Origin of the sequence: Herbaspirillum sp. RV1423 (assembly GCF_000577615.1) — a bacterium.
Taxonomy (GTDB): domain Bacteria; phylum Pseudomonadota; class Gammaproteobacteria; order Burkholderiales; family Burkholderiaceae_D; genus Herbaspirillum.
On record NZ_CBXX010000019.1, the window covers coordinates 63,974 to 76,457 of the forward strand.

Consider the following 12,484-nt stretch of genomic DNA (forward strand, 5'->3'; position numbering starts at 1 on the left):
ATATGAGCGCGAACCTCCATTGAGCATCCGCTGGGCAGTGGGTTCGTCTCCGCTGCCTTGTTTCCGATATACGTGCGGACTGTTCCTTTTCAAGAGCTTTTTATCTATCCCCGCTTTTCATCGCCGCGACCACCGTGCGCAATACGCCCTGCGCCCGGCTGTCGCGCACGTTGGTGTGCAGCATCACTTGCGCCAGCGGCAATGGCGGCAGCTTCATGCGCTTGCCGACGTCGATGGCGCCGGCCGGACGCACGCGATACAGCAGCGCGGTCACCGCCAGCCCCGCCGTCACCGCCGCCGATACGGCATGCACGCCGCCGCCGACGAAAACCTCGATCCACGGAATACCGGCGTCTTCGAGGCGCCGTACCGCCAGCTCGCGGATGCCGCAATTGGACGAAAATGTCGCCAGCCGGATCGGTTCGCCCGCGCGCGGCTGCCATTGCGGCGCGGCGAACCAGCCCATGCGCTCCTCCTGGATCAGTTCGCCGTCGCTGCGCTCGCCGTCGCGGCGTACGATCGCGGCATCGAGTTCGCCGCGGTCGTACATGGCAAGCAAATCGCGCGAAGCGCCGATCCTGACTTCGATCACGACGCCCGGGTCGAAGGCATTGATCTGCGCCAGGATGGCCGGCAAGCCGTCGCCGGCGACGTGGTCGCTGATGCCGAGGGCGAGCCGCACCGTGCTCTTCTCGATGCGTCCCAGCGCCCTTTCGTGCGCCGTCAGCAAAGCGCGCGCGGCGTCGAGGAAACCGAGGCCGTCGGACGACAATCGCACCTGGCGCGGCGTGCGCTCCAGCAACCTGCGGCCAAGCCGGTCTTCGAGCCGTTTGAGCTTGAGGCTGATGGCGGACTGGGTGGTGTAAAGCGCTTCCGCTGCGCGCGTAAAGCTTTGCAAATCAGCAACCAGGACGAAGGCTTGCACGGCGTCAAGGTCGAGGGGGCGCAGGCTGGGTTCCATTTTCTGCCCTTTTCAATCATTTCAATTTAATATCATTGAAATATTAATCTATATGTTTTACAAATCATACGCCGGATCTAAGATGACTGCATTACCTCAATGCATCATCAACCCTGAAGGAGAACCAGCATGCCTTTCGTCCGAGTTTCCATCCGCCGCGGCGAGACCCGCGAATACCGCCACGCCATCCTCGACAACGTGTACGCGTCGCTGCGCGACGTGTTCAATGTGCCCGAGGACGACAAGTTCATGGTCGTCGATGAATACGACCCCGACAACTTCGTCTTCAGCAAAACCTATCCCGACATCGCGCGCAGCGACCGCTTCGTGCTGATCCAGATCACGGCCAGCAACACGCGCACGATCGAGCAAAAGAAGGCGCTGTACGCCCGCATCGTCGAGCGCTTGCAAGAGCAGCCCGGCATACGGCCGGAAGATGTCTTCATCAACCTGGTCGAAGTGCAGAAAGAGAACTGGTCGTTCGGCAACGGCGTGGCGCAGTACGCGACCTGAACGCCGTCCTGCATCCGATCGCGGAGCCTGATAGCATGGCAAGCCTGATCAACCTGCCATGCCCTTCATGCCCTCTTCTCCGTCGACCAAGCCGTCCGCTGCCCACAAGCGCCTGCCCCGCATAGCTCTTGTCCTGGTCCTGATCGGCACCGGCTGCGCCGCGGCAGGCAAATACTACGATCCCGACAAAGCCAACCGCACGCCATCCGGTTTCCGCAACACTTATCCGCAAGAGCCGCGCGCCTCCTTCGTCAAATGGCAATGGGAACGCATCACGCAAGGCTTGCCGAAAGCGCCTGCCAACAACTACCGGTTTCCGATGGCCGTACCCGAGGTCGCCTGGCTGCAAGCCAACAAGACCGTGCCCAGCGTGACCTGGATCGGCCATGCCACGGCGCTGCTGCAAATCGGCGGCATGAATGTCCTGACCGACCCGATGTTCTCCGAACGCGCTTCGCCGTTCAGCTTCCTCGGTCCCAGACGCAAGGTGCCGCTGAACCTGCCGCTGGCGCAATTGCCGCATATCGATGTGGTGGTGATCTCGCACAATCATTACGACCATCTGGACCGGGCCAGCGTCGAGCAGTTGAACCGCCAGGCCGGCGGCCCGCCGCTGTTTCTGGTGCCGCTCGGGGTGAAAGAATGGATGGCCGATCTCGGCATCGTCAATGTGCGCGAAATGGACTGGTGGGACAAGACCGACGCCGACAGCCTCGCCATCCATTTCGTGCCGGCGCAGCATTGGTCGGCGCGCAGCCTGACGGACCGCGCCGAAACCTTATGGGGCAGTTGGGTGATCAAGACTGCTGACGGCGCGGCGCATCCGTTTTCAGTGTTTTTTGCCGGCGACACCGGCTATTCAAAAGACTTCCAGGACATCGGCCGCAAGTTCGGCAGCTTCGACTTGGCGCTGATCCCGATCGGTGCTTATGCGCCGCGCTGGTTCATGAAAGCGCATCACGTCGATCCGGAAGAGGCCGTGAAAATCCATCAGGACGTCCACGCGAAGCGTGCCATCGGCATTCATTGGGGATCGTTTGAAATGACGGATGAACCGCTCGACGAGCCGCCGCAACGGTTGGCGGAAGCGGTGAAGAAAGCGGGATTGGCGGCGGGAGAATTTACCGTGCTGAAGCACGGCGAGACCTTGAAGCTCGATTGACGCGGTACATCTCAACACGCTTCATCCGTCGTCGCGGCGAACGCCGGGACGACAGTGCGCGGCAGTAAACCAATCACAATCAATCGACGATAAACAGCTTGGCGCCCGTCGAAGTCGACGAGCGATGCGCCTCGGCGTTGTCGGCGACCTGATAGCTCATGCCGGGCTGGAGCACGAAGTTGCGACCGTCCTCCAGCTCGGTGTGCAACTCCCCTTCCAGGCACAACAGCACATGGCCTTTCTTGCACCAGTGATCAGCCAGGTAGCCGGGCGTGTATTCCACCATGCGCACCCGGATCGGGCCGAACTGGCGCGTGCGCCAGTAAGCCATGCCGCTGTCGCCCTTGTGTTCGGTGCGCTCGACCGTGCTCCAGTCGGTGGTGCCGAAGGGCAGGTTGCCGATTTCCATTACAGCTTGGAGGCGATCAGCTTGCCCAGGCGTTCGATGCCGGCGCGAATTCTCTCCGGCGGCACGGTGACGAAACTCAGGCGCAGCGTGTTCTTCTGCGGTTCGTTGGCATAGAACGGCGCGCCCGGCACGAAGGCGACATGCTCTTCCACCGCCTCCTTGAGCAGTTCACCGCTGTCGATATGCGCCGGCAAGGTCACCCAGATGAACATGCCGCCTTCCGGTTTGGTCCAGCTTGTGCCGGCCGGGAAGTAGGTCTGCAGCGCGTCGAGCATGGCCTGGCATTGGTCGGCGTACAGCTTGCGGATGGTCGGGATATGCGTTTGCAGGAAACCGTCCTTGATCGCTTCGTAGACCACCATCTGCGTCAGTTGCGCGGTGTGCAGGTCGGTCGCCTGCTTGGCCTGTTCCATCTTGCGGATCAGCGGCGTCGGCGCGACGACGTAACCGAGACGGATGCCGGGCGTGAGCACCTTGGAAAACGAGCCCATGTAGATCACGCCGCCCGGATTCATGTTCAGCATCTTCGGCAGCGGATCGTTGCGGTAGCTCAGCGCGCCGTACGGGTCGTCTTCGATCAGCGGCAGGCCGATGCGCGCGCAGGCTTCCACCAGCGCCAGGCGGCGATCCAGCGGCAGCGTGCGGCCGGTCGGATTCTGGAAATTCGGCAGCGCATACAGCAGGCGCGCGCCCTTGCCCAGTTCTTCGACGGCCGATGGAATCAGGCCTTGCTCGTCGCTCGGCACCGAGATGAATTCAGGGCCATAGATCGAAAACGCCTGCAGCGCGCCCAGGTAGCTCGGCGTTTCAACCAATGCCTTGCTGCCTTCGTCGATCAGCACTTTACCGAGCAGGTCCAGCCCTTGCTGCGAACCGGACACCATCAGCACCTGTTCAGGCAGGATCTTGGCGCCGTCGGTCGACAGCGAATCGGCCACCCATTCGCGCAGCGGGCCGTAGCCGTCGGTCGGACCGTATTGCAGTGCGATCTTGCCTTGTTGCGTCAGGACCGTATCGAAAGCCGCCTTCATGCGCTCGACCGGGAACGTCGCCGGCGACGGCAAGCCGCCCGCGAACGAAGTGATTTCCGGACGCATGGTGATCTTCAGGATTTCGCGGATGGCGGAGCTTTGCAACTGCTGCGAACGCTTGGAGAAATTCCACTGAAGCGGATTGGGGTTTTCGATTTTCATAATGCCTGCCAGAAATGGGTAACGTGAACTGCCGCAGCCGGTCCGGCTGCTTGTTTAAGGTGACTGAAAAGTGAGTTAAGCGATCTCTGCAATCAATTCGATTTCGACGCAAGCGCCCATCGGGATCTGCGCCACGCCGAAGGCCGAACGCGCATGCTTGCCTTGCTCGCCGAACACTTCGCCGATCAGTTCGGATGCGCCGTTGGTGACCAGGTGCTGCTCGGTGAAATCGCCGGTCGAATTGACCAGGCTCATCAGCTTGACGATGCGCTTGACGCGGGTCAGGTCGCCGCCGCACGCCGCCTGCAGCGTCGCCAGCAGGTCGATCGCGACTGCGCGCGCGGCCAGCTTGCCTTCTTCGGTCGTGATGTTCTTGCCGAACTGGCCGACCCAGACCTTGCCGTCCTTCTTGGCCAGATGGCCGGACAGGAATACGGTGTTGCCTGCTTGCGCGTACATGACGTAGGCGGCGGCCGGCGCTGCGACGGCTGGCAATGCGATATTCAGGGCCTTGAGTTTTTCGTAGACGGACATGCGGTGCTCCTGTTTGCTGTGGCTGGATGCCTGACGGTGTATCGACGCCCGGCAAGGCAGCACGTGTTGAAATTGAAAAGCTTGAAAAACAACCGGAATCCGCCATTATCGCAAATATCGCGACTTTGTGACGGACAACCTGACTAAAACCGTTATCCGGACTGCATTAGCGCCGCGTCAACGCCTGATCGCCATACGCCGGCCGATTGCCACAACGGCAATCACCGCCGTCGCAAACAACAGGTTGCTCGCATCCAGCGTTTCCCCGACGATCAGCGCCGCGCCCACCAGCGTCATGAACGGCTGCAGCAACTGCACCTGGCCGACTCGCGCAATGCCGCCCAGCGCCAGCCCCTTATACCAGAAGAAAAAACCGATGAACATCGAGAACAGCGACACATACGAGAACGCCAGCCAGGCCTGCGGCGAAGCATTGACGCCATAGCGCCAGCCGAGCCAGACCGACAGCGGCAGCAACACCGGCAGCGATAACACCAGCGCCCAGCCGATCACCTGCTGCCCGCCCATGCTTTGCGACAGGCGCCCGCCCTCGGCGTAACCCATCGCCGCGGCGACGACGGCAGCAAACAAGGCCAGATCGGCAAGATGGAAACTGCCGCCGCCCTGGCGCAGCGCAAACGCGATCACGATGGCGCTGCCGATCAGCGCGGCGATCCAGAAGCCGGTCGAAGGCCGCTCGCCGAAGCGCAAGGCGCCGAACAAGGCCGTCGCCAGCGGCAGTACGCCCAACACCACCGCGCCATGCGAGGCCGGCACGTCATGCATGGCGATCGATGAGAACAAGGGAAAACCGACCACCACGCCCAACGCCGTGATCAGCAAACCGCGCAGTTGCAGCATGGTCGGACGCGGCGCTTTGAGGTGCCACAACATGCCGATCGAACACACCGCGGCGACCACCGCGCGGCCAAAGGCGACGAAGGCGGGATTCAATTCCGCCACCGCAATGCGTGTAAACGGCAAGGTCAGGCTGAACACCGCGACGCCGACAAAGCCCAGCCACATCCCTTTTGATTCACTGTTCATCAACTTCCTTTTTGTTGTATCTTTTTTTTGCAATCAAAGCCAGATCGCCAGCGCCGAATAAATCGTCAGCAATACCATCGCCACCGTAAAGACCGTGCGCCACAAGGGCTGCGTCAAATAGCGCCGCAACAGCGCGCCGGCGCCGGCCCAGACGCCGACGCAGGGCAGGTTGACGACGCCGAACACCAGGCAATAGATGACGATGGCCAGCCAGACCGGTTGGATCAGCGGCAGGAAAGCCGCAGCGCCGGTAATCGCCATGATCCAGGCCTTGGGATTGGCGAACTGGAACAGCGCGGCGCCGGTGAACGACATCGGCCTGACATCGGGGCGATCGTCCTGGCTGAAACGCATGTTGCGCAGTTTCCAGGCAAGATACAGCAGATAGCCGGAACCTGCCGCCTTCAGCACGACGTGAATGGCCGGCACCGCGATAATCAGGCTGCCGATGCCGGCGGCGCAGATCGCCAGCAGGATGACGAAACCGAAAGTGATCCCCAGCATGTGCGGGATCGAGCGCACGAAACCGAACCACACGCCGGACGATGTCAGCATGATGTTGTTCGGCCCCGGCGTAATGGAGGTGACGAAGGCGAAGGATGCCAGCGGCAGCAATGCTTCCATCTCAACGCCCTCCCTGCCGTGCATGCGGAAAGACATGCAGCAGGGTCGCCCGCAACGCGGTCCAGCGCGCCCCGAACCACAGACTCAACCCCGGGGTATCGCGACGTTCCAGGCAGATCTCGCTGGCGACGGCCGCCTCCACCACGAGCATGCGGCCCGGCTGCACGATCAGGGCATCGCCGGCATGCAGCCAGAAATCCTCCGCGCGGCCTTCCTGCGTGATCCAGACATGACCGCGCCGCACCAGCAGCAGGCGGCTGCGGTCGAGCTTGCCGGACACCAGCGCGCCGGCATCAAGATGCAGATGATGCTCCCGCGTCAGCCTGGTCATGCCGCCCTCCTGCTCTCGCCCGGGCTCGCCGCCGCATCCGGGCGGCCGAGAATCTGCGCGAATATGTCATGGTCGACATTGCCGCCCGACAGCGTCAGGCCGATGCGCTGTCCGTCCAGGCGATGACGGATCTGCATCGCCGCCGCCAACGCCGACGCGCCCGCACCTTCGGCGACATTGTGCGTAGCGATGAAATACAGCTTCATCGCCACCGCGACTTCGTCGTCGCTGACCGCCACCACCTCATCGACTTCGCGCAGGATCAGCGCCAGCGCATCGTCGTCTGGCACGCGGCAGGCCATGCCGTCGGCGATCACGGTGGTGACCGGCGATTCGATCTTGCTGCGGCTGTCAAACGACAACTTGTATGCCAGCGCATGCGCGGACACCACGCCGACGATGCGGGTGCGCACGTTCAGCGCACGGCGCGCGGCAGCGGCGGCGCAGATGCCGGAGCCCTGGCCGATCGGTACGAACAGTACGTCGAGGTCGGGCTGGGCGCGCAACAACTCCATCCAGTACGTCGCCACACCGCTGACCAGGTCGCGATGGAAAGACGGGATCATGTGCAACTGTTCGTGCTGCGCCAGCAAGGCGGCATGCTCGCGGCTATCCTGGAACTCCTTGCCGTACTCGACCAGGTCCACGCCGAGCGCGCGCATAGCGGCATTCTTTTCCTTGCTGTTGCCTTCCGGGACCACGATGGTGGCGGGGATGCCGTAGCGGCGCGCGGCGAAGCCGACCGATTGGCCGTGATTGCCGCGCGTGGCTGCAATCACGCCGCGCACGCGCGGCTGGCGTTGCGCCAGCGCCTGCAGATAGACCAGTCCGCCGCGGATCTTGAAGGCGCCGGTGGGAGTGTGGTTCTCATGCTTGACCCAGGCTTCCATGCCCAGCGCCTGGTTGAGCAGCGGCCATGCGTATTGCGGCGTCGCAGGCATCGCGGCATACACGGCCTTGGCGGCCTGCTCGATATCGGCATGGGTTGGCAGCAAATCGGTCATGACTATCTCCTGTGATGTGATCATTGCGTCAAGTCATTGCGGCAACCCGACAACCGTTTTCCCGATTGACGCCGCGCTCGACATGGGTCTATGCTAATCGACATAACCAGTACAGTACCAGTACACTTAGCCAAATAACTGCTTTCATTGTCACGGTAAAATGACCAATACAGCCCGCCTCAAAACCCTGCCGCCGGCAGCCGTACCGACGACGCTGCCCCTGCTGTCGCGCGAAAGCGGCGACTCGCTGGTCGATCAGATCGTACGCACAATACAGTCGCGCATCGACGACAAACTGTTGCGCACCGGCGCACGCATGCCGTCGATACGACAGTTTGCCGACCTGCATAGCGTCTCGCGCTTTACCGTGGTGGAGGCTTACGACCGGCTGGTCGCGCAGGGTTTTCTGGAATCGCGGCGCGGCTCGGGCTTTTTCGTGCGGGAGCGTTCGCCTGTCGCCAATCCGGAAATGACCGGTACAGTCATATCGTCTTCCGGCCACGCTGCCGGCGGCAATCCGACTGAAAACCCCGCACAACCGCAACAACTGGATGTGGTCTGGCTGGTGCGCAACATGTTCCGCCAGATGCCCGCACAAAAAATGCCGGGCGGCGGCCTGCTGCCGCCTGACTGGCTGGATGGCGACCTGATCGCCAACGGCTTGCGCGCCATCGGCCGCCAGAATCAGTCGCTGCTGCTGTCCTATGGCACGCCGCAAGGCTTCCTGCCGCTACGCCAGCAATTGCAGCTCAAGCTGGCCGGGCTGGAAATCTCCGCTGCGCCGGACCAGATCGTCATGACCTCGGGCGTGACGCAAGCGCTGGATATCGTGGCGCGCCATTTCCTGCGGCCGGGCGACGTCATCTTCGTCGACGATCCGGCCTGGTTCCTGATGTTCGGTTCCTTCGCGGCGATGGGCGCCAAGGTGGTCGGCATTCCACGCCTGGCCGACGGCCCCGACGTCGCCAGGCTGGCCGAGTTGGCCGCCCTGCACAAGCCGCGCCTGTATGTCATCAACTCGGTGCTGCACAATCCCAGCTCGACCTCGCTGTCGGCGGCAAAGGCGTTCCAGATCCTGCGCATCGCTGAAGAACACGACTTCACGATCGTCGAGGACGACATCTACTGCGACATGCATCCCGGCGCCGGCGTGCAGGCAGCCACCCGCATTGCGGCGCTGGACCAGTTGCATCGCGTGATTTACCTCGGGGGATTTTCCAAGACCTTGTCGGCCAACCTGCGCGTGGGTTTCATCGCCACCACGGTGGAACTGGCGCGCCACCTGGCCGACCGCAAGATGTTGTCGACCCTGACGACAACGGAAATCGGCGAACGCGTGGTCTACAAGATCCTCTCCGAAGGCCATTACCGCAAACACACGGAACGCCTGCGCAACCGCCTCAACAGCGTGCGCGACAAAGTGATACGTCAACTGGAGCGAGTGGGACTGCATACCGGCAACGCCACCGGCAGCGGCATGTTCTTGTGGACCGACGCCGGCCGCGATACCAACGTGCTGACCGAAAAGGCCATGGCACAAGGCTTCCTGCTGGCGCCGGGCAGCCTGTTCTCGCCGAACCAGTTGCCGTCGACCAGGATGCGCATCAACGTCGCCAGCATGGCCGATCCCGGCATCTGGCGCTTCTTCGAGCAGGAACTCGGCAAATAAGCTGTCGCCGCAGAGCCGGATCGCTTCATGTATCCCGGCCGTTCCCGCTGTCCCTATACCACCGCAATATGGATACGTGCGATTTCATTGGTGAAGCTCGCTGAATCGTAAAACACGTAATCGCCGTTGGCAAAAATACGATAGTGTTCTTGGGTGCCCGACTGGATCTGCACGCTGTCATTGCCGGTCAGCTTGATCGTCAACACGTTGTTGACGCCCAAATGCTGCACGTCGGCGGCGCCGATCAGGATATTGGTATTGTTGCTTGAAGAAATGTCCAGCGTGGTGATGCCATGCGCGGCGGTGGCGCCGGAAAATTTGCTGACGTCGAGGCTGCTTCCCAGATCGTCGAAATGCAAGGTCGTCACGCCGCCGGAGCCATTTGCCTCCACCAGGTTGGCGGCACCCGTGGTGGCGTTGACGATGGTGTCGGAGTTATGCGCGCTGACCATGAAGGTGTTGTTGCCGCTGCCGGCAATCAGCGTGTTGTGCCCACCCTGGCGGCCGTCCAGCACATCGGTGCCGGACGATGCGCCGCTGCCGGACAGGACGTTGGTCGTGGCATCGCCGAGCGCGGTAAGCGTGTTGGCGAGGTTGTCTCCGGTCAGCGTGCTGTCGACGGTGGCGCTGCCGGTGAGGTTTTCGATACTGGCATAGGTATCGCCGTTGGCGTCGCCGCTGGTGCCGGTGCCGCTCGCCAGGCTGGCGACGATGGCCCCGGAAGCGGCGTACTGGTAGCTGACCGTATCCGAACCGCCGCCGCCGGTGAATTTGTTGGCGTTGCCGTCGGCCACGAAGATGTCATCGCCGCCGCCGCCGGTCACGTTCTGGATGTTGGCGTAAGTATCGCCGTGGGCAAACGATACGGTCGCGCCGGCATCGCCGCCGGTATGGTGATACAGGTCGACCAGCACGCCGACATTCGAGCGCGCGTAGCTTACGGTGTCGCCATTCGTGCCATGTCCGCTGCCGTCGAAGAAATTGGCGGCGGCGCTGGCGAAGAAGGTATCGTCGAAATTGCTGCCGACGATGTTGCTGATATTGGTGAATTTGTCGCCGTTCGCATAGCCGCCGCTGGTGCCGGCGCCGGTTGTATTGGACAGGTCGACGTTGACGCCCGCCGTGGAAGCCAGGTAGCTCACGGTATCGACGCCGCCGGCGCCGCCGTCGAAGCTGTTGGCCTGGCTGCTGGCGACGAAGGTGTCATTGAAACTGCTGCCGATCAGGTTGTCGATCAGCGTGAGCTTGTCGCCCGCGGCGTCGCCGCCCGAGGTGCCGGTGCCGTCGGCGTAATTCAGATCGATCGTGACGCCGTTGGCGGAACCGGCATAACTGGCATAGGTATTGGCGTGATTGGCGGCGGTGCCGGACAGCGTATCGCCGCCACCCAGACCGGTCAGCACGGTTTTTCCGGCATTGGCGCCGGTCAGCGCATCGACGAAACCGCTGCCGATGATGTTTTCCATGTTGGCGTAGGTGTCGCCTTGCGCATAGCCGCCGATGCCGGCGGCGCCGCTGCTCAGATTGACGGTCACTCCTGCCGCCGAACTGATATAGCTGACCGTATCGGAGCCGCCGCCGCCGTCGAAACTGTTGGCCTGGGAGTTCGAGACGAAAATATCGTCATTGCCGCTGCCGATCAGGTTGTCGATGAAATTGAGCTTGTCGCCCGCAGCGTCGCCGCCCGAGGTGCCGGTACCGTCGGCGTAATTCAGATCGATCGTGACGCCGTTGTTCGATCCGGCATAGCTGGCGTAAGTATTGGCGCGATTGGCTGCAACCCCGGTCAGCGTGTCGCCGCTGCCGCCGCCGGTCAGCACGGTCTTGCCGGTGGTGGCGCCGGTCAGGATATCCGCCGCGCTGCCGCCGATGACGTTCTCGATGCTGGTATAGGTATCGCCGTCCGCAAAGCCGCCGCTGCCGGCGCCGCCGCCGACGCTCAGGTTGACGGCGACGCTGGTGGTCGAACTCGCATAGCTCACCGTATCCAGACCGGCGCCGCCGTCGAAATTGTTGTTCGCCGCATTGGCGATGAAGATATCGTCGCCGGAACCGCCGGTGACGTCCTGGATATTGGCGTAGGTATCGCCATCGGCCAGCCCGCCGACGCCGTTGCCGGTAAACAGGTTCACTGTCACCGCCGCCGCCGAATTGGCGTAACTGATGCGGTTGTGCGTACCGCCGGCGCCGTCGAAATTATTGTTCGCCGCATTGGCGATGAAGATGTCGTCGCCGGAACCGCCGGTGACATCCTGGATATTGGCGTAGGTATCGCCATCGGCCAGCCCGCCGACGCCAGTGCCTTGATACAGATCGACCGTCACCGCATCTGTCGAATTCGTGTAGTTGACGCGATTGTGCGTACCTCCGCCGCCGTCGAACTTGTTGGCCGCTGCGCTGGCCACGAAGGTATCGTTGGCGGAACCGCCAGTGACATCCTGGATATTGACGTACGTGTCGCCTGCCGCCAGGCTGCCGGCCCCTCCGCTGCCGGTACCAAGAAACAGGTCGACCGTCTCCGCCACGCTCGAGTTCGCGTAGCTCACAAGATTGTGTGAGGCCGCCGTGCTGATGCTGCCATCGAAGTTGTTGGCTGCCGCGCTGGCCACGAAGATGTCGTCGGCCGAGCCGCCGGTCACGTCCTGGATGTTGGTGTAAGCATCGCCGTCGGCCAGCCCGCCGACGCCGTTGCCGGTGAACAGATTCACCGTCACTGCCGCCGCCGAGTTGGCGTAGCTGACGCGGTTGTGCGAACCGCCGCTGCCGTCGAACTTGTTGGCGTCCGCGCTGGCGATGAAGGTATCGTCGGCGGAACCGCCGGTGGCATCCTGGATGCCGGTGTAGGTGTCGCCGTCGGCCAGCCCGCCGGTACCGATGCCCTGATACAGATCGACCGTCACCGCGTTCGTCGAATTCACATAGCTGACGCGATTGTGCGTGCCGCCGCTGCCATCGAACCTGTTGGCCGCCGCGCTGGCAATGAAAGTGTCGTCGGCGGAACCGCCGGTGACATCCTGGATATTGGCGTAGGTATCGC

12 protein-coding genes are annotated in these 12,484 nt (G+C 62.7%); 3 read left to right on the forward strand and 9 right to left on the reverse strand.

The features are described 5' to 3' along the window. Positions 1-100: 100 nt before the first annotated feature. Positions 101-961, reverse strand: coding sequence for a LysR family transcriptional regulator (locus RV1423_RS17295; RefSeq protein ID WP_034299103.1), 861 nt, complete (start codon positions 959-961; stop codon positions 101-103). Positions 962-1,090: 129 nt separating this feature from the next. Here RV1423_RS17295 and RV1423_RS17300 point away from each other — a divergent pair, with 129 nt between their 5' ends. Beyond that, complete coding sequence (locus RV1423_RS17300) at positions 1,091-1,474, forward strand: tautomerase family protein (RefSeq protein WP_034299106.1); 384 nt, start codon at positions 1,091-1,093, stop codon at positions 1,472-1,474. Positions 1,475-1,541: 67 nt separating this feature from the next. Then, on the forward strand, positions 1,542-2,636 hold the full coding sequence (locus tag RV1423_RS17305) for an MBL fold metallo-hydrolase (protein WP_155835143.1): 1,095 nt from the start codon (positions 1,542-1,544) through the stop codon (positions 2,634-2,636). A gap of 79 nt (positions 2,637-2,715) precedes the next feature. Here RV1423_RS17305 and RV1423_RS17310 read toward each other — a convergent pair whose 3' ends face one another. The 7 genes from RV1423_RS17310 to RV1423_RS17340 form a co-directional block, all read right to left on the reverse strand. Further along, positions 2,716-3,045 carry a DHCW motif cupin fold protein gene (locus tag RV1423_RS17310; RefSeq protein WP_034299109.1) on the reverse strand — a complete coding sequence of 110 codons (330 nt, stop codon included), beginning with the start codon at positions 3,043-3,045 and terminating at the stop codon, positions 2,716-2,718. Continuing rightward, positions 3,045-4,238, reverse strand: coding sequence for a PLP-dependent aminotransferase family protein (locus tag RV1423_RS17315; RefSeq protein WP_034299111.1), 1,194 nt, complete (start codon positions 4,236-4,238; stop codon positions 3,045-3,047). The genes RV1423_RS17310 and RV1423_RS17315 overlap by 1 nt, the downstream gene beginning before the upstream one ends. A 75-nt stretch (positions 4,239-4,313) precedes the next feature. After that, on the reverse strand, positions 4,314-4,772 hold the full coding sequence (locus tag RV1423_RS17320; RefSeq protein ID WP_034299115.1) for a RidA family protein: 459 nt from the start codon (positions 4,770-4,772) through the stop codon (positions 4,314-4,316). A 177-nt stretch (positions 4,773-4,949) separates the two neighbouring features. Beyond that, positions 4,950-5,819: a DMT family transporter gene (locus RV1423_RS17325; RefSeq protein ID WP_034299118.1), complete on the reverse strand. Its 870-nt coding sequence runs from the start codon at positions 5,817-5,819 to the stop codon at positions 4,950-4,952. 33 nt (positions 5,820-5,852) lie between these two features. Further along, complete coding sequence (locus tag RV1423_RS17330; RefSeq protein WP_034299121.1) at positions 5,853-6,443, reverse strand: LysE family translocator; 591 nt, start codon at positions 6,441-6,443, stop codon at positions 5,853-5,855. 1 nt (position 6,444) lies between these two features. Then, complete coding sequence (locus RV1423_RS17335) at positions 6,445-6,774, reverse strand: DUF2917 domain-containing protein (RefSeq protein ID WP_034299124.1); 330 nt, start codon at positions 6,772-6,774, stop codon at positions 6,445-6,447. Beyond that, positions 6,771-7,778: a threonine dehydratase gene (locus RV1423_RS17340; RefSeq protein ID WP_051516736.1), complete on the reverse strand. Its 1,008-nt coding sequence runs from the start codon at positions 7,776-7,778 to the stop codon at positions 6,771-6,773. The genes RV1423_RS17335 and RV1423_RS17340 overlap by 4 nt, the downstream gene beginning before the upstream one ends. A gap of 160 nt (positions 7,779-7,938) precedes the next feature. Here RV1423_RS17340 and RV1423_RS17345 point away from each other — a divergent pair, with 160 nt between their 5' ends. After that, on the forward strand, positions 7,939-9,447 hold the full coding sequence (locus RV1423_RS17345) for a PLP-dependent aminotransferase family protein (protein WP_034299130.1): 1,509 nt from the start codon (positions 7,939-7,941) through the stop codon (positions 9,445-9,447). Positions 9,448-9,500: 53 nt separating this feature from the next. Here RV1423_RS17345 and RV1423_RS30390 read toward each other — a convergent pair. Then, positions 9,501-12,484 (reverse strand): calcium-binding protein (locus RV1423_RS30390; RefSeq protein ID WP_034299132.1); only part of this gene is annotated, 2,984 nt, incomplete at its 5' end.

Bases quoted from the DNA above. Each gene is read 5' to 3' on its own strand.
- RV1423_RS17295 (WP_034299103.1), bottom strand. From the start codon at position 961: ATGGAACCCAGCCTGCGCCCCCTCGACCTTGACGCCGTGCAAGCCTTC.
- RV1423_RS17300 (WP_034299106.1), top strand. From the start codon at position 1,091: ATGCCTTTCGTCCGAGTTTCCATCCGCCGCGGCGAGACCCGCGAATAC.
- RV1423_RS17305 (WP_155835143.1), top strand. From the start codon at position 1,542: ATGCCCTCTTCTCCGTCGACCAAGCCGTCCGCTGCCCACAAGCGCCTG.
- RV1423_RS17310 (WP_034299109.1), bottom strand. From the start codon at position 3,045: ATGGAAATCGGCAACCTGCCCTTCGGCACCACCGACTGGAGCACGGTC.
- RV1423_RS17315 (WP_034299111.1), bottom strand. From the start codon at position 4,238: ATGAAAATCGAAAACCCCAATCCGCTTCAGTGGAATTTCTCCAAGCGT.
- RV1423_RS17320 (WP_034299115.1), bottom strand. From the start codon at position 4,772: ATGTCCGTCTACGAAAAACTCAAGGCCCTGAATATCGCATTGCCAGCC.
- RV1423_RS17325 (WP_034299118.1), bottom strand. From the start codon at position 5,819: ATGAACAGTGAATCAAAAGGGATGTGGCTGGGCTTTGTCGGCGTCGCG.
- RV1423_RS17330 (WP_034299121.1), bottom strand. From the start codon at position 6,443: ATGGAAGCATTGCTGCCGCTGGCATCCTTCGCCTTCGTCACCTCCATT.
- RV1423_RS17335 (WP_034299124.1), bottom strand. From the start codon at position 6,774: ATGACCAGGCTGACGCGGGAGCATCATCTGCATCTTGATGCCGGCGCG.
- RV1423_RS17340 (WP_051516736.1), bottom strand. From the start codon at position 7,778: ATGACCGATTTGCTGCCAACCCATGCCGATATCGAGCAGGCCGCCAAG.
- RV1423_RS17345 (WP_034299130.1), top strand. From the start codon at position 7,939: ATGACCAATACAGCCCGCCTCAAAACCCTGCCGCCGGCAGCCGTACCG.